The sequence below is a fragment of the Pseudomonas sp. PS02288 genome (assembly GCF_029959715.1).
Taxonomy (GTDB): Bacteria; Pseudomonadota; Gammaproteobacteria; order Pseudomonadales; family Pseudomonadaceae; genus Pseudomonas_O; species Pseudomonas_O kuykendallii.
This window is the reverse complement of record NZ_JASCPA010000032.1, coordinates 39,373-54,753: the sequence shown is the minus strand read 5'-3', so window position 1 is coordinate 54,753 and position 15,381 is coordinate 39,373. Positions and strand designations below refer to the sequence as shown.

Below are 15,381 nucleotides of genomic sequence, written 5' to 3'. Positions count from 1 at the left end.
CTGGGCGGAGAAATCGATCTGCATCGGGGAACCACTTGGTAGGAGGATCGCCACCGGCGCCACGGGCGTGGCGCCGGCGTGCGGGTCAGCGGCCGGCGCGGGATTCGCGCAGGTAGAAGCGCGCTTTCTCGACCTTCTTCACGCAGCCCGAATAGGCTTCGAACTGCTGCTGGGTCTTGGCGGCGGTGAGCAGGGTCACCGCCTTGGAATAGCTGACCGTACCGGCGAAGCCTTCGGCTTCGGCCAGGCTCTGCTCTTTCCAGGCGGCATCCAGACCATTGGCGCAGCTGGTGCGGTATGAGGTCTTGCCTGCACAACCGGCCAGCGTGAGCGCCATCAGGGGAATCAGTATCCAGGCTTTCATGTGTTTCTCCTTCGGAAGGTGTACAGCTTGCCTTCGCTGAGACCGGTCTGCCACTCAAAAAGTGCCGGCCTGGCGCGGCTTCTTGGCGTCGGCAAAGCGGACGCGTATCGTCGCACGATCGGTTTCCGGGGAGGTGTGGATGAGCAAGCGAGTGGCCCTGGTTCTGGGTTCGGGAGGCGCGCGTGGCTACGCGCACATCGGCGTCATCGAGGAGCTCGAGGCGCGCGGCTACGAGATCGGCTGCATCGCCGGCTGTTCGATGGGCGCGGTGGTCGGCGGCGCCTATGCCGCCGGGAAGCTGCGCGAGTACCGCGAGTGGATCGAGAGCCTGGACTACCTCGACGTGCTGCGCCTGGTCGACGTCAGCTTCTCGCTGGGGGCGATCCGCGGCGAGAAGGTCTTCGGCCGAATCCGCGAGATCGTCGGCGAGATCGATATCCAGGACCTGCCGATCCCCTATACCGCAGTCGCCACCGACCTCACCCACCAGCAGGAAATCTGGTTCCAGGAAGGCAGCCTGCACCAGGCGATGCGTGCCTCGGCGGCGATACCGAGCCTGTTCACCCCGGTGGTCCAGGGCAACCGCATGCTGGTCGACGGCGGCCTGCTGAACCCGCTGCCGATCGTGCCGGTGGTGTCCAGCCACTGTGACCTGATCGTCGCGGTCAATCTCAACTCGTCCAGCCAGCAGCATTACCGCTTGCCGGTGATCGAGCGCCCGGCGCTGCTGAAATCGCGCTTCGATGCGCTGGTCGCGGCGCTGAGCACGCGGTTGCCCTTCCGTCGCCGTGAAGAAAGCGGCGAGCCGCTGCTGATGATCGCCGCGGAAGGCGGCGAGACCGTCGACCCCTGGCTGGATGCCGCGCCCGACGCCCAGCAACCCTCCGCCGCGCCGCAGGGCAGCAGCTCGCCGAAATCGGCCAGCGGATCGCGGGTGCTGGAGAACGTCGGCCCAGCGTCGTTGCTGGACCTGGTCAACCAGAGCTTCGAGGTGATGCAGACCTCGCTGGCGCAGTACAAGATCGCCGGCTATCCACCGGATGTGCTGATCAACGTGCCCAAGCGCGTCTGCCGCTTCTTCGAGTTCTACAAGGCGCCGGAGCTGATCCAGCTCGGCCGGCAGATCGCCAGCGACACGCTGGACAGTTACGAGGCGATGCACTGACCCGCCATGTAACGATCTCGTTACCTGGCGGAAAACGGGCCGATATGAATGCGTGCGAGCATCGCGACCTTTTTTGTGATCGCCTCGGGAGCCGAGCCTCGTGGAAACAGCCAGCAGCGCCTTCAAAGCCACCCGCGTCCTGATCGTCGATGACGATGCCGACATCCGCGAACTGCTCTGCGGTTACCTGGAGCGCTTCGGCATCCAGGCCGAAGGCGTCGCCGACGGCGTGGCGATGCGCGCAGCGCTGGATCGCGAGCATTTCGACGCCCTGGTGCTGGACCTGATGCTGCCCGGCGAAGACGGTCTTTCGCTGTGCCGCAGCCTGCGCGCCAGCTCCGACATTCCGATCCTGATGCTCACCGCGCGTTGCGAACCCACCGACCGCATCATCGGCCTCGAACTGGGCGCCGACGACTACATCGCCAAGCCCTTCGAGCCGCGTGAACTGGTCGCGCGCATCCAGTGCGTATTGCGCCGGGTGCGCGATGGCCGTGACGCGCCACGCAGTGACCAGCGCAAGAGTGTCCGCTTCGATGGCTGGCGACTGGACAGCGTGCTGCGCCAAGTCGAATCCGCGGACGGCATGCTGGTGCCGCTGTCCAACGCCGAATTCCGCTTGCTCTGGGTGTTCCTCGAGCGCCCGCGACGCGTGCTCAGCCGTGAACACCTGCTCGACGCCGCGCGCGGGCGCAGCATCGAGGCGTTCGACCGCAGCATCGACCTGCTGGTCTCGCGGCTGCGGCAGAAGCTGCGCGATGATCCGAAGGCGCCCCGGCTGATCAAGACCGTGCGCGGCGAAGGCTATCTGTTCGACGTGCGGGACATCGACTGATGCGCCGCGGCGATACGCTGTTCGCCCGGCTGTTCGGCATCTTCGTCGCCGCCATCGTGCTGGGCCATCTGATTGGTTTTCTCTGGTTCCGCGCTTATGGCCCCCCGCCACCGCCGCCACCCAAACACCCGAATTCACTGGTGATTCTCGAAGAGTCCGAACTGCGCCAACCCTCACCACTGGGCGGGCCGCTGGTGCCGCTGCTGCTGCAACTCCTCCTGTTGCTGGCCGCCGCCTGGTTCGGCGCGCGCCTGCTGACCCGGCCGATCCGCCAGTTGAGCGCCGCCGCCGAACGCCTGAGCGAGAACATCGACAGCGCACCGCTGGCCGAGAGCGGCCCGCAGGAGGTGCGCAAGGCCGCCCGCTCGTTCAATCGCATGCAGGCGCGTATCCGCGAACAGATCGCCCAGCGCAGCCGCATCCTCACCGCCGTCTCCCATGACCTGCGCACGCCCCTGGCGCGGATCAAGCTACGCGTCGAAGAACTGGATGACGGCCACCTGCGCACCCGCATGAGCCAGGACCTGGGCGAAATGACCGCGATGCTCGACGCCACCCTCGCCTACCTGCGCGAGCAACGCGCCAGCGAGACGCGGCACCTGTTCGACCTGCAGTCGCTGGTCGAATCACTGGTGGAGAACGCCCAGGACAACGGCGCCGCAGTCAGCGTCATCGGCGCGTGCCGGCCGCTGCACACCCAGCCGCAGGCCTTGCGTTCGTGCCTGAACAACCTGCTGGACAACGCCCTGCGCTACGCCGGCCACGCGCGCATCGAGCTGCACGACAGCGAGGGGCGGGTCGAAGTGCGGGTCATCGACAATGGCCCGGGCATTCCGGCCGAACAGCGCGAAGCCGTCTTCGAGCCGTTCTTCCGCCTGGAAAGCTCGCGCAACCGCAACTCGGGTGGCGTCGGATTGGGATTGTCGATTGCCCGTGAGGCGGCGCTGCGCCTGGGCGGCGAGCTGCTGCTGGAAGAGAGTCGCGGCGGCGGGCTGACCACCGTGCTGCGCCTGCCACGCCGCTAACGAGTGCCGTTCCACGCCCCGGGATTGAACGTGCCTTCAGCGCGCCGACGCTCAGAGCGGCGGCGCATCCTTCTTGTCGCCAGCGGGCAGAACCTGGTGCGCCCGCGGCGCGATCCAGTCGGAAATCAGGCTGAAGGCTACTGCCAGAAGCGTCGGGCCGAGGAACAGGCCCATGAAGCCGAACGCCAGGATGCCGCCGAACACGCCGAGCAGCACCACCACCAGCGGAAGGTTGCCGCCCCGGCTTATCAGGTAGGGCTTGAGCACGTTGTCCACCCCGCTGATGACGAACACGCCCCACACACCAAGGAAGATGCCCATCCCGTAGCTGCCGTGCCAGAGCAGCCAGGCCGTCGCCGGAATCCACACCAGCGGCGGCCCAACCGGTATCAGGCTGAGCACGAAAGTCAGCAGGCCGAGCACCAGCGCGCCCGGAATCCCGGCGATGGCGAAACCGATCATCGCCAGCAGCGCCTGGGCCGCGGCGGTGCCGATCACACCGTTGACCACGCGCTGGATGGTGCCCGCCACCAGCCGCTGGTAGTGATCGGCGCGCTCGCCGATCAGCCGCTCCAGCAGGCGCATGACGAAATCGGCCATGCGCGGGCCGTCGCGGTAGAAGAAGAACACCAGCACCAGGCTCAGGGCGAGTTCCAGCATGCCGCCGCCCACCCGCGCGCTGCGTGCCAGCAGCCAGTTGCCGACCTCGCCGACGTAGGGACGCAGGGTGACGAAATAGGCGGTGCCCTGCTCGTCGACCCGATTCCACCATTGCACCAGCCGATCGCCCACCAGCGGCACGTTGTCCAGCCAGTCCGGCGGAGGCGGCAGGCCGTCGACCTGGACTTCCTTGATCAGTTGCATGCCGTCGCGGATGTGGTCGGCGACGTTGAAGCCGAGCAGCACCAGCGGCACCGCCACCAGAATCATCCAGCCTGCCGTGAGGATCGCCGCCGCGAGATTCTCTCGCCCTTTCAACGCCCGCGTCAGCAGGCGCATCAGCGGCCAGCTGGCGAAGGCCAGCACGGCGGCCCAGAACAGCGCGGAAACGAACGGCGCCAGCACCCACAGGCACGCGCCGAGCAGCCCGAGGAGCAGAATCTGCACCAGCAGGCGGTCGTTGTTGGGCATCGAAAAACGCTCCGAAAACACGATTGGGGGAGGATCAGGCCGCCGAGTGTGACACTTCGGCGGCTTGGCGGCATGCCGCCTAGCGCAACAGGTCCAGATGCAGCCCCTCGCGGGTCGCGCCGTCCACCTCGATGCGCGGCGCGCGTACGCCGCCCTGCACCAGCGCATCGCGCCATTGCTCGGCCTGCACACCGGACAGCGTCACGCGTACGCCGCTGTTCTGGTTGAGGCTGCGCACCAGCAGTTTCACCCAGTCGTCCTGCGGGCCTTCGTCGAGCAGGCTCAGGTCCAGCTCGCCGCTATCCAGCAGTTGCCGCAGCAGGGTCGCCGGGGTCGGCAGAACCACGCCCAGCGGCCTGCTGGCGTCGAACTGCTCGACATGCAGATAGGCGCGCCGGTTACCGCGAGTGATCGCATAGAGCGCCACCAGGCGGTCGTCTATCTCGCCGACGCTCAGGCGCACCAGCGCATAGGCCTGGCGATCGTCGGGGCCGTAGAGCTTGGAGCTGCCGAACACCGCGTTGGCCCACAGGCTGCTGGAGCCGCAATCGCGCTCCTCGCACCAGTAGAGCAGATGCCCGCCCTGCTGCTGCAAGGCGCGGCGGGCCTGAGTGAAGGCTTGCTCAGAGGTGTGTTCGGCAGGCAGTTCGTAGGTCAGCGAAAGCTGTCGTCCCTGGGTCGCCACCTGCTGCTCGAAGCGCAGGTCGCCGCTGATCCTGCGGATCGAGCCCTGCGGGAAGATGCGCTCGAGATCGGCGGTTTCGCGGAAATCGACGATCTCGGCATTCGTCGGACGCGGCAGTATCTCGAGGTCGTGACTGCCGGCGACGTCCGCCGCCTGGGCATGCCCGACCATGACGAAGAGGCCGAACAGCATCGGCCGAAGGCTATGAATGCTCACCGGACCAGGATGTCCTGGGCCGTCTTGATCTTTGCGTCGCCCTCTTCCCGGCTCGGCCTGGCGAGGCCGCGCTGCACCGCGGGTCGCGAGTCGATGGCGTCCAGCCAGCGCTGCAGATGCGTCAGCCCGTCAAGTGAAACGCCGGACCAATCGTGGATCTTCACCCAGGGGAAGGTGGCGATATCGGCGACGCTGTAGTCGCCGGCGAGATACTCGGCCTCGCCCAGGCGGCCATCGAGGACCTCGTAGAGCCGCCGGGTTTCGTTCTGGTAGCGGGAGATCGCGCCGGGCAGTTTTTCCGGAAAGTAGCGGAAGAACACGTTGGCCTGGCCTTGCATCGGACCGACGCCGCCCATCTGGAACATCAGCCACTGCAAGACCCGCGAACGGCCCTTGACGTCGCTGGGCATCAGTTGGCCAGTCTTCTCGGCGAGGTAGACCAGAATCGCCCCGGACTCGAAGACGGCGAAGTCGTCGTTGTCGCGGTCGACGATCGCGGGAATCCGCCCATTGGGGTTGATGCGCAGGAATTCGGGGGTCTTCTGCTCCTTGCGATCGAAGCTCAGCACGTGCAGGTCGTACGGCAGGCCGAGTTCTTCCAGAGCGATTGAGACCTTATGGCCATTGGGCGTGGCGGCGGTGTAGAGGTCGATCATGATCTTCTCCCTTGTCTGGCCGCCCAGCCTTCCCAGTTGCCGGCGGCAAGTCAAGCCGAAGCGAAGCGCCTATTGAAACAGTCTGCTACGGAGGCGGCGCCCGCCTCGTCGTCTAGGTGAAGGTGATGACCGCCGGCGAGCCGGGTGACGTTGAACGGCAGCGCTTCGAGCATCTGCAACAGCGGCAGCTCGCCCTTGAGCAGGCCGTTCTCGGCGAGCACCAGGTCGACCGGGCACTGTACCGCGGCGAGAAACGCCTGGCTGTGCGCGCGGGTGAAACGCAACGGGCTGGGCAGCGTCAGCCGCGCATCGGTACGCCAGGTGTAGCCGCCGGGCACCGGCATCAGCCCGCGCTGCGCGAGCAGCTCGGCGGCGTCCCGGCTGACCGCGCCCACTCCCTTCATGCGCGCCATCACCGCCTGCTCGACCTTTTCGTAGACCGGCTTGCGCTTGTTCGGCAGGTCGAGCTGCGCCTGCAGCGCCTCGCCCAGTTTGCGCGGCGCGTCGGCGGCCTCGCCGAGGTAGGGAATCAGACCGTCGATCAGTGCCAGGCGCTCGATGCGCTGTGGCATGGCGCCGGCCAGCAGGACGGAGACGATGGCGCCCATCGAGTGGCCGAGCAGCGAGAAGCGCGGCCAGCCCAGTTGCTCGGCGACTAGCAACACGTCCAGCGCGTAGTCCCAGAGTTGATAGCCGGCGCCCACGGCGCGGTGCGCGGAATGGCCATGGCCGGCGAAATCCAGGGCGACGATGCGCATTCCGGTCAGCTTAGGCGCCAGCCGGGCGAAGCTTGCCGCGTTGTCCAGCCAGCCGTGCAGGGCGATCACCGGCCGCCCGTCCTCCGGACCGTAGAGATGGGCGGCCAGCTCGATGTGCGGGAGGTTAAGGCGGATCTCTTCGACGGGCGCGCTCATGCGGGCTCCTTTTCGGCATCGGAATGGGGTTCCCAGCGCTGGAACAGCGACCTGAGCAGGTCCGCCGTCTGCGCCGGGCGCTCCAGCGGGAACATGTGGCCGCCAGGCAGCGTCAGGTACTCGCCGCGCGGGATGCGCTGCACGGAACGCGCATGGTGCGGCAGTACTACCCGACTGTGCCGGCCGCGCACCACGGCCAGCGGCACCTGCAACTGCTGCGGCCGCCCGGGGCTCAGGTGCGGCACGCTGCGGTAGATACTGATCTCGGTGGCCGGGTCGAATTTCAGGCGCAGTCCCTTATCGCTGAGTGCGAGGCCGTGCTCGACGTAGGCGTCCAGGCATTCCGGATCGAAGCGGCGGAACAGACTCTTGCCGGCGAAGTACAGGCGCGCCTGGGCGGCGTCGTCGAAGGCTTCGCGGCGCCCCAGGGTGCGCCCGGCCGGGGTGATACGGTCGATGAAGCCAAAGCGTTTGGCGGCGCGAATGACCAGCCGGTCGGCGAGCGTCAGCACCGGCGAGTCGAGCATCACCACGCCGCGGTACAGCTGCGGGCGGCGTAGCGCCGCGTGGTAGTGCAGCACTCCGCCGAGCGAGTGGCCGACGCCCCACACCGGCTGCTCGAGGGCCTCGAGGTGATGCAGCAATTCATCCACCAGCCCGCCCCAGTTGTCATCCACCGGGAAGCGCGGGTCGTGGGCATGCTGCTCCAGGTAGTGCAGCGGGTAGTCGGGTTGCAGCGCGGCGAACAGCTTGCCGTAGGTGGCGGACGGAAAGCCGTTGGCGTGGGCGAAGAAGATCGGCGATGGCATGCGCGGCACTCGGCTCGGGATTCTCTGGGGAATCTATCGGGGAATCGTCCAGCGGATTCTTCCGCAGCCGTTCCAGCGCGGCAACGATCGTAACTGCCAGTGATGGCGGTGCAACGGCCAGGCGTCAGTGCGGCAACGCCAGCCGCAGCAGGATCGCACCGGCCACCAGCAGGAACACCAGCCCGCAGAGGCCGTCGATGACAGGCGCGGCACGCAGCAGGCGCCGCTGCAGGCGCGGCTGGGTCAACGCGACGCTGAGCAGGCTGAACCAGGCCAGGCCGAAGAAGAACAGGATGCCCGCGGCGGCGAACTTGCCCGGCAGCGACATGTGCGGCGGGATCAGGCTGGTCAGCAGCGCGAGGAAGAACACCAGGGCCTTGGGATTGAACAGGTTGGTCGCTACCCCGCGCAACCAGGGGCCAAGCGGCGACGGCGCGAGTTCACCGTCGAGCCTGCCTCCGGACGCTTCGCCGCGGCGAAACCAGGCGCGCAACGCACCGACGCCGAGCCAGCCGAGGTAACCGGCGCCTAACAGCTGGATCGCCGTGAACAGCAACGGCGACCGGCTCAACAGCAGCGAAACGCCGGTGAGCACCAGGGTGCCGTGCAACAGGATGCCGCACGCCAGGCCCAGCGCGCTGAGCAGACCGGCGCGACGGCCCTGATGGATCGCGGTACGCACCACCAGCGCCACGTCCGGGCCGGGGCTGACCAGCGCCACGGCGAACACCGCCATCAACGACAGCAAGACAGAAGTCTCCTGCATGCTTTTCTCCAAAATTCGGGGGTAAGGTCGCAATGAACGAGCGTGGCCGTCAGCCCTGGCGCAGGCGCGCCGGCGGCAGCCCGTAGGTACGGCGGAACAAGCGAGAGAAGTGCGCCTGGTCGTAGAAGCCCAGGCGCAGGGCGATGTCGCTAAGCGGAAGACCGCGCAGCACCAGCGGCAGCGCCCTCTCCAGGCGCAAAGACATCAGCCACTGGTGCGGCGGCAGGCCGGTGTGCTTGCTAAAGCGGCGCAACGCCTGCCACGGGCTGACGCCACAGAATGCCGCCAGCTCTTCCAGGTTCGGCGGCGACTCGAGGCGCGATTCGAGCCAGTCGCGCAGGCGCCTCCAGGTCGTCGGGTCGAAACCCAGGGCGGGCTCGCTGATACGCAGGCTCGAACCCATGTCCAGCAGATGCGCCAGCGCCTGCCAGAGCGTGCTTTCCTGGGACAGCGGCGAGCCGCCGAGCATGGCCGCGTGGAACTCCTGCAGATACGCCTGCAGGCGAGGATCGCGCAGTACCGCGCTGGTCAGCCGCGGCGCGCCCTGGCGCCCGTCACTGAGGCTGCGACTGGCGTCGTCGAGCCATTGCGGGTCGAGCGCCATCACGCGGATGCGATAACCCTCGCCCGTCAGGCTGGCGCCGTCGTGGATGCATTCTGGAGCCATCAGCAGCATGTCGCCGGCGCCGACCTGGCGCTTTTCTCCGCGGTGCACGTAGCGGTGCTCGCCGCGCAGCAGCAGGCCGACGTGGTACTCCAGATGGAAATGCCGGGGGAAGGCGAAGCTGTGGTACTCGGCATCGATGAGACGCACGCCCGACAGCCCGCTGGTGATGTGGTTGATCTGCTCCATGCGCCCATTTTACCCGCTGACGGCGCCACGCTCTTGGACAAAATTGCAGCGCGGCGCCGGTGGGCACCGGCGGTCAGTCGTGCCAGAGCACCGCCTGCGATCGGGCCGCCCATTCGCCGAAGCGCGCTCCGTAGGCATCTTCGATCATCGCCCGCTTGATCTTCAGGGTCGGCGTGAGGAAGCCGTTGTCCACTGCCCAGACGTCCTTGACCAGCACCAGCCCCTGCAGCCGTTCGTGCTTGTCGAGGCCGTCGTTGACCTCTTCGAGCAGGTTGCGCAGGCTGTTTTCCAGTTCATTGCGGGTGCCGTTAGCCGCTTCCGCGCGACCGACCTCGGAGAGCACGCACAGCGCCATCGGCTGCGCGAGGCCATCGCCGATCACGCAGACCTGCTCGATCCGCGAATGCACCGCCAGGCGGTTCTCGATCGGTGCCGGGGCGACGTACTTGCCCTTGCTGGTCTTGAAGATTTCCTTGATCCGCCCGGTCAGCCGCAGATAGCCCTCGGCATTCTGTTCGCCCTTGTCACCGGTACGCAGGAAGCCGTCCTCGGTGAGGGTCTCGGCGGTTTTCTGCGGGTCCTTGTAGTAGCCGCTCATGGTCGCGTCGCTGCGAATCAGCACTTCGCCGGAATCGTCGATCCGCACCTCGACGCCCGGGCTGGCGATGCCGATCCAGCCCGGGCGTTGCAAACCGGGGCGGCCAAGGTGCGAGTAGCCGCAGTTCTCAGTCATGCCGTACACCTCGAGCACCTCCAGGCCGAGGCGCCGATACCAGTCGAGCAGCGCCTCGGGCACCGGCGCGGCGCCGGACAGCGCGAAGCGCACGGCGTCCAGGCCTAAGCCGGCGAGCACCTTGCGCCCGACGACACGGCCAACCAGCGGCAGCGCCAGCAGGCGATCCAGCTTGCGCGCGGGCATCTTGCTGTAGACGCCCATCTGGAACTTGGTCCAGATCCGCGGCACGCCGAAGATCACCGTAGGCCGCGCACGCCGCATGTCATCGAGGAAGGTTTCCAGGCTTTCGGCGAAGAACACCGTGAGCCCGGCATACAGCGAGGCCATCTCGACGAACATGCGCTCGGCGACATGACACAGCGGCAGGTAGGACAGCACGCGATCGTCCTCGCCCACCTCGGTGAGCTGGCTGCCGTTGCTGGCGGCGAAGCCGAAGCTGCCAAAGGTCTGCATCACGCCCTTCGGCGTGCCGGTGGTGCCGGAGGTGTAGATGATGCTGGCGAGCTGATCGGCCGCCGGCAACGGATTGTCGTGGATCGGCGAGCAGGTCTGCAGCTCGTCCCAGGTGTGGTCGAAATCGGCCGCCGGATGCAGCGGCAGGCTGACCGTCTTCACGCCCGGCGGCACGCCCGGCGCCATCGCGCCCCAGTCGTCCAGCTTGCCGATGAAGGCCACCTGCGTCTCGGAATGCTCGAGTACCTGGCGCACCGAATCGGCCGTGAGGTTGGGATACAGCGGGACGGAGACATGCCCGGCCATCCAGATCGCCAGGTCGGCGACGATCCAGTGCGCGCAGTTCTTCGAGATGATCGCGACACGGCTGCCCGGCTCCAGTTCGAGGCCGCGCAGCCAGCACGCGGCACGCCGCGCCTGCTCGCCCACCTCGCCCCAGCTGAGCACCTGCAGTTCTCCGCCGGGCAACGGCTGGACCAGATAACGCTTGTTCGGATGCCGCTGTTCGCGCTCATAGAAGAGCGCGAGGGGTAAACGCTGCGCAGTAGCCACAGGGACGCCTCCATTGTTGTTATTATGGGGATCAACCAAGCACTTGCTTGGTTGACTATTCCATGAGCAACAAGGGGCTGCAACCGCGAGATTGTGTCTTTTTGAAATCAGACCCGCGGGTGGGTCAGGGAAACCAGCTGCATGCCGCCGGCTAGAGCCATGTCGCCGTCAAGGACCGCCAGGCTCGCCGTGCTCATGGGCAGCGGCTGCTGGCGGTGGCCGTGGACCAGCAGCCCGCCCAGCGCGCCAACCAGGGGCTGATGGGTGACCAGCAGCAGCTCGTCTTCGCCGCGCTCGTTCAGGCGGGCGAGGGCGTCGCGCAGGTCGCTGTCGGGGGTCAGCCAATCGGCGCTCTCGATCACCCCGCGGTAGCCGAGGTGGGTCGCCACCAGCTCGGCGGTCTGCTGGGTGCGCACGTAGGGGCTGGCGAGGATCGCCTGCAACGGTCTTTCGGCAAGCAACGCCGCGCTGGCGCGGACTTCGTCGCGACCGTGTTCGGTCAGTGCGCGGCGCGCATCGTTGGTACGCAGTGCCTCGGCTTCGCCGTGCCGCAGCAGGTACAACCTCACGGTTGTGCCTCGTCGCGGCTCAGCGGCTCGACCGGACGCAGGGGGGCTTCTCCGTCGGCGGCACGCGGCACCGGCCAGTCGGCGAACGGCCAGGGCTTGCTGTCGGTGTGAAAGGCGCCGAAGCGACCGATCTGCGCCAGGTACTGCGCGAGGCTGTCGCCAAAGTCCATCAGCGCACCGCTCGGCGCGCCGTTGATCAGACGGAACACCACCTGCGCCACCACCAGCAGCGCCAGCAGGACCTCGGTCACCTGCCAGACGAGAAAGAACAGCAGCATCCAGAGAATCCGCAGCACAAGGGATTCACGGCGCGGTTTGGCGTCGTTCATGTACAGCTCCTTGGGTTCAGAAATCGCTGATCGAGATGAAGTCCACGTCGGTCTTCGGCTCCGCCCGCATCAGGGCCTCGATGACCTGGGCCAGGGTACGGCCCTCGAAGAGGATCGCGTGCAGACCGGCGACCAGTGGCATGTAGACCCGCAGTTCCTCGGCCTTGGCACGCAGCACCTTGATGGTGTTGACGCCCTCCGCCACTTCGCCGAGGCGATTGACCGCCTGCTCCAGGCTGAGTCCTTCGCCGAGGGCGAAGCCGACCTGGTAATTGCGGCTCTTCGGCGAGGAACAGGTGACGATCAGGTCGCCCACCCCGGCCAGGCCGAGAAAGGTCATCGGATTGGCGCCCAGCTTCACCGCGAACCGGGTCATCTCGGCCAGCGCACGGGTGATCAGCATGCTCTTGGTGTTTTCGCCCATTCCCAGCGCCACGGCCATCCCGGCGATGATCGCGTAGACGTTCTTCAGCGCGCCGCCCAGCTCGACGCCGAAGCGGTCCTGGCTGGCGTAAACGCGGAACGTGCGGCCGTGCAGGACCTGCTGAACGCGGCTGCAGAGGTCGGCGTTCTCGCTGGCGACGACTGTCGCGGTGAGGGCGTGCTCGGCGATTTCGCGGGCCAGATTCGGCCCGGAAATCACCCCGATGGAAGCCTCCGGGGCGATCTCCTCGAGAATCTGGCTCATCAGCAGAAAGCTCTGCGCCTCGATGCCCTTGGTGGTGCTGACCAAGTACTTGCCGCTCAACCGATCGGCCACCGGCGACAGCACGCTGCGCAGCGCGCTCGAGGGCAGCGCGACGAACAGCAACTGGCTCGCCTCAAGCGTGGCAGCCAGATCGGTGACCGGCTCCACCGCCGGATGCACCTTGATGCCCTTGAGATAACGCGGGTTTTCGCGGTTCTGGCGAATCGCATCGGCCTGCTCGGGGTCGCGCATCCATTGGCGGACCGCCTGGCCGTTCTCGGCCAGAAGGTTGGCGATGGCGGTGCCGAAGCTGCCGCCACCGAGGACCGCGATGGGTTGCTGTGCTGTCATGGAAGGTCCGCAGGGTTATGGCAATCGGCGTCCATTATACGGCGCGCCGTTGAAGCGACCAGTGGCATGGCCAAATGCAACCGTGGTGCGCTGGCAAAGCCCGGCCGCTCGGTTAACATGCGCGCTTTGCTGCCCCCGATGATCGCCGTCGTGCCATTACGCCCTTCGCTCCCCTTCTCCTTCGCGCTGCTGGCGCTGGCCACGACCCATCCGGCAGTTGCCGAAGACCTCTTCGCCGACGGCGAAAGCGTGCCGCAGATTCTCACCGCGACCCGACTCAAACAGTCGCCCGCCGCCGTTCCCGGCAGCGTGACCCTGCTTGACCGGCAACTGATCGAGTCCAGCGGCGCGCGCAGCGTGCCGGAGCTGATGCGGCTGGTACCGGGGATGATGGTCGGCTACCTGTCCGGCAACCAGGGCATGGTCAACTATCACGGCAGCAGCGTCAGCGAAGCGCGGCGCATGCAGGTACTGATCGACGGCCGCTCGGTGTACCGCGCAGGCCTGGCGACGGTGGACTGGGCGGACATTCCGGTCGCCCTGGAAGACATCGATCGGATCGAGGTGTTTCGCGGGCCGAATACGGTCAGCTACGGCGCCAACGCGCTGATGGGTGTGATCAACATCATCACCCGCTCGCCGTCCGAGAGCATCGGCACGCGCCTGAAGGTTACCCGCGGCAAGCGTGGCGTAAACGACTGGTACGCCAGCCAGGGCTTCAACTGGCTGGACGGCGATATGCGCCTGTCGCTCTCCGGGCTGCAGGACGACGGTTTCGACCATGACGACGAAGGCAACGACTTCCGGGACAGTACCCGCGCCAACCGTTTCAACCTGTCCACCACCCACCGCCTCGATGCGCAGCAGACGATCGACTGGCAGCTGGCGGCCAAGGAAGGAACCAACCAGCGGCCCTACAACTATGAACCGGTGTTCGACAGGCTGATTCCGGGGGGCATCGCGCCGGGGGACAACAACTCCGACGTGGTCGCCCGCGACTATGCCGGCTCGATGCGCTGGACCTTCGACATGAACCCGCGCCACAGCCTTTACGTTCAGGGAGCGGCACAGCACTGGGACCGCAAGCAGGAATGGGTGGCCTGTGACGCCGCTCTGGCCTTCAGCCCGCAGCTCGCCGAGCTCTGGAGCCTGAACCCGGTACTGACCAAGCGGGTATTCCGCCTCCGACCGCTACCTGCCGGCACTACACCGAGGGAAGCAGAACTGGCGCAACAGGTGCTGCAACAAATGCAAGAACAGGTGACCACGCAGCAGCCGGCCGTCTGCGGAGACGTCAACCAGAACATCCGCGAAACTCGCTACGACCTCGAACTGCAGGACACCTACAGCGTCACCGACAGCCTGCGCCTGCTCAGCGGCGCCGGTTACCGCCGCGAGGAAGTGGCGTCGGACACCTACTTCGGCGGCAAGCTGGACAACGACATCCTGCGCACCTTCGCGCACCTCGAGTGGACGATCGACCCGCACTGGATCCTGCAGGGCGGCGCGATGCTGGAGAACGATCGCAACAGCGGCGAATCGCTCACCCCGCGCCTCGCCGTGAACTACCTGATCACCCCCAGCCACGGCTTGCGCGCCGTGTATTCCGAAGCCGTGCGCACCCCAGACATGGCCGAGAACAACCTCGACCTGCGCTATGAGGTGAGCAACCTTTCACCGAGCGTGAATGGCCGGAACAGCGCCTATTATTTCTCCAGGGTCACGGGTACGGGTGGCCTGAAGGAGGAGCACATGCGCTCGCGCGAGCTCGGCTACAACGGACTGTTCTCTAACCTGGGGTTGAGCATCGACCTGAAACTGTTCCGTGAAGACGTGAGCGACATGATCAGCGAGGCCTTCACCAGCGACGGCTACACCCCCAGCAATGCCAACAGCATGAGTTTTCAGGGTGCCGAACTGCAGGCGGACTGGCGCCTGAGCGCCAGTGACCGCGTGCGCCTGACGTACGCCTACATCGACCAAACCGCCACCGAAGACCGCGACCTGCGCCTTTCGGCACGCAACAGCGGCTCGGCGGCCTGGATGCGCGAATGGGCCCACGGCTGGTCGAGCAGCGTCATCTACTACGGCGCCGACGCCCTCAACGAACGACGCTTTGAACGGCTCGACCTGCGACTGGCCAAGCGCCTGCGCCTGGGCAGCGCCAACCTGCAGATCGTTGGCGTACTGCAACAGCGGCTGGACGACGAGGCGCTGACCTGGAAAGAAAACCTCTACGACGACCGCCAGCAGTTCTACCTCAGCGCCGAACTGGGCTTCTGAG

The 15,381-nt window shown here is 66.7% G+C and carries 16 protein-coding genes; 4 read left to right on the top strand and 12 right to left on the bottom strand.

Features of this window, described 5'->3' with window-relative positions:
- Nucleotides 1-85 precede the first annotated feature (85 nt).
- Complete coding sequence (locus QMX85_RS13995; RefSeq protein ID WP_090231018.1) at nucleotides 86-364, bottom strand: hypothetical protein; 279 nt, start codon at nucleotides 362-364, stop codon at nucleotides 86-88.
- A gap of 139 nt (nucleotides 365-503) precedes the next feature.
- On the opposite strand from QMX85_RS13995, the gene QMX85_RS13990 reads away from it, so the two are divergent.
- From QMX85_RS13990 to QMX85_RS13980, 3 genes are all read left to right on the top strand, one after another.
- Nucleotides 504-1,529 carry a patatin-like phospholipase family protein gene (locus QMX85_RS13990; protein WP_282341815.1) on the top strand — a complete coding sequence of 342 codons (1,026 nt, stop codon included), beginning with the start codon at nucleotides 504-506 and terminating at the stop codon, nucleotides 1,527-1,529.
- Nucleotides 1,530-1,629: 100 nt separating this feature from the next.
- Complete coding sequence (locus tag QMX85_RS13985) at nucleotides 1,630-2,364, top strand: response regulator (RefSeq protein WP_090231020.1); 735 nt, start codon at nucleotides 1,630-1,632, stop codon at nucleotides 2,362-2,364.
- Nucleotides 2,361-3,389 (top strand): ATP-binding protein, encoded by a 1,029-nt coding sequence (locus QMX85_RS13980; protein ID WP_282341821.1) that lies wholly within the window; start codon nucleotides 2,361-2,363, stop codon nucleotides 3,387-3,389. Before QMX85_RS13985 ends, QMX85_RS13980 begins: the two co-directional genes overlap by 4 nt.
- Before the next feature lie 51 nt (nucleotides 3,390-3,440).
- Here the strand turns inward: QMX85_RS13980 and QMX85_RS13975 are convergent, their stop codons facing one another.
- From QMX85_RS13975 to QMX85_RS13925, 11 genes are all read right to left on the bottom strand, one after another.
- The gene (locus QMX85_RS13975; RefSeq protein WP_282341812.1) at nucleotides 3,441-4,520 is read right to left on the bottom strand and encodes an AI-2E family transporter; all 1,080 of its coding nucleotides are present in this window, start codon (nucleotides 4,518-4,520) and stop codon (nucleotides 3,441-3,443) included.
- A 79-nt stretch (nucleotides 4,521-4,599) separates the two neighbouring features.
- On the bottom strand, nucleotides 4,600-5,397 hold the full coding sequence (locus tag QMX85_RS13970; RefSeq protein WP_282341819.1) for a DUF4892 domain-containing protein: 798 nt from the start codon (nucleotides 5,395-5,397) through the stop codon (nucleotides 4,600-4,602).
- 20 nt (nucleotides 5,398-5,417) lie between these two features.
- Nucleotides 5,418-6,077, bottom strand: coding sequence for a glutathione S-transferase N-terminal domain-containing protein (locus tag QMX85_RS13965; protein ID WP_282341810.1), 660 nt, complete (start codon nucleotides 6,075-6,077; stop codon nucleotides 5,418-5,420).
- 50 nt (nucleotides 6,078-6,127) lie between these two features.
- Nucleotides 6,128-6,991, bottom strand: coding sequence for an alpha/beta hydrolase (locus QMX85_RS13960; RefSeq protein WP_282341808.1), 864 nt, complete (start codon nucleotides 6,989-6,991; stop codon nucleotides 6,128-6,130).
- The gene (locus QMX85_RS13955) at nucleotides 6,988-7,800 is read right to left on the bottom strand and encodes an alpha/beta hydrolase (RefSeq protein ID WP_282341806.1); all 813 of its coding nucleotides are present in this window, start codon (nucleotides 7,798-7,800) and stop codon (nucleotides 6,988-6,990) included. The genes QMX85_RS13960 and QMX85_RS13955 overlap by 4 nt, the downstream gene beginning before the upstream one ends.
- A gap of 124 nt (nucleotides 7,801-7,924) precedes the next feature.
- Nucleotides 7,925-8,566, bottom strand: coding sequence for a LysE family translocator (locus QMX85_RS13950; RefSeq protein ID WP_282341804.1), 642 nt, complete (start codon nucleotides 8,564-8,566; stop codon nucleotides 7,925-7,927).
- Between the two features lie 49 nt (nucleotides 8,567-8,615).
- Complete coding sequence (locus QMX85_RS13945; RefSeq protein WP_282341802.1) at nucleotides 8,616-9,419, bottom strand: AraC family transcriptional regulator; 804 nt, start codon at nucleotides 9,417-9,419, stop codon at nucleotides 8,616-8,618.
- Between the two features lie 73 nt (nucleotides 9,420-9,492).
- The gene (locus tag QMX85_RS13940) at nucleotides 9,493-11,160 is read right to left on the bottom strand and encodes an AMP-binding protein (protein ID WP_282341800.1); all 1,668 of its coding nucleotides are present in this window, start codon (nucleotides 11,158-11,160) and stop codon (nucleotides 9,493-9,495) included.
- A 107-nt stretch (nucleotides 11,161-11,267) separates the two neighbouring features.
- Nucleotides 11,268-11,729, bottom strand: coding sequence for a phosphohistidine phosphatase SixA (gene sixA, locus QMX85_RS13935; RefSeq protein ID WP_282341798.1), 462 nt, complete (start codon nucleotides 11,727-11,729; stop codon nucleotides 11,268-11,270).
- Complete coding sequence (locus QMX85_RS13930) at nucleotides 11,726-12,058, bottom strand: DUF4389 domain-containing protein (RefSeq protein WP_282341796.1); 333 nt, start codon at nucleotides 12,056-12,058, stop codon at nucleotides 11,726-11,728. Before QMX85_RS13930 ends, sixA begins: the two co-directional genes overlap by 4 nt.
- A gap of 16 nt (nucleotides 12,059-12,074) precedes the next feature.
- Nucleotides 12,075-13,097, bottom strand: a complete 1,023-nt coding sequence (locus tag QMX85_RS13925) for an NAD(P)H-dependent glycerol-3-phosphate dehydrogenase (RefSeq protein ID WP_282341794.1) — start codon at nucleotides 13,095-13,097, stop codon at nucleotides 12,075-12,077.
- Between the two features lie 150 nt (nucleotides 13,098-13,247).
- On the opposite strand from QMX85_RS13925, the gene QMX85_RS13920 reads away from it, so the two are divergent.
- On the top strand, nucleotides 13,248-15,380 hold the full coding sequence (locus QMX85_RS13920) for a TonB-dependent receptor (RefSeq protein ID WP_282341792.1): 2,133 nt from the start codon (nucleotides 13,248-13,250) through the stop codon (nucleotides 15,378-15,380).
- Nucleotide 15,381: the final 1 nt, after the last annotated feature.

Coding starts and splice junctions, on each gene's coding strand:
- QMX85_RS13995 (WP_090231018.1), bottom strand. CDS start 364: ATGAAAGCCTGGATACTGATTCCCCTGATGGCGCTCACGCTGGCCGGT.
- QMX85_RS13990 (WP_282341815.1), top strand. CDS start 504: ATGAGCAAGCGAGTGGCCCTGGTTCTGGGTTCGGGAGGCGCGCGTGGC.
- QMX85_RS13975 (WP_282341812.1), bottom strand. CDS start 4,520: ATGCCCAACAACGACCGCCTGCTGGTGCAGATTCTGCTCCTCGGGCTG.
- QMX85_RS13970 (WP_282341819.1), bottom strand. CDS start 5,397: ATGCTGTTCGGCCTCTTCGTCATGGTCGGGCATGCCCAGGCGGCGGAC.
- QMX85_RS13965 (WP_282341810.1), bottom strand. CDS start 6,077: ATGATCGACCTCTACACCGCCGCCACGCCCAATGGCCATAAGGTCTCA.
- QMX85_RS13960 (WP_282341808.1), bottom strand. CDS start 6,991: ATGAGCGCGCCCGTCGAAGAGATCCGCCTTAACCTCCCGCACATCGAG.
- QMX85_RS13955 (WP_282341806.1), bottom strand. CDS start 7,800: ATGCCATCGCCGATCTTCTTCGCCCACGCCAACGGCTTTCCGTCCGCC.
- QMX85_RS13950 (WP_282341804.1), bottom strand. CDS start 8,566: ATGCAGGAGACTTCTGTCTTGCTGTCGTTGATGGCGGTGTTCGCCGTG.
- QMX85_RS13945 (WP_282341802.1), bottom strand. CDS start 9,419: ATGGAGCAGATCAACCACATCACCAGCGGGCTGTCGGGCGTGCGTCTC.
- QMX85_RS13930 (WP_282341796.1), bottom strand. CDS start 12,058: ATGAACGACGCCAAACCGCGCCGTGAATCCCTTGTGCTGCGGATTCTC.
- QMX85_RS13925 (WP_282341794.1), bottom strand. CDS start 13,097: ATGACAGCACAGCAACCCATCGCGGTCCTCGGTGGCGGCAGCTTCGGC.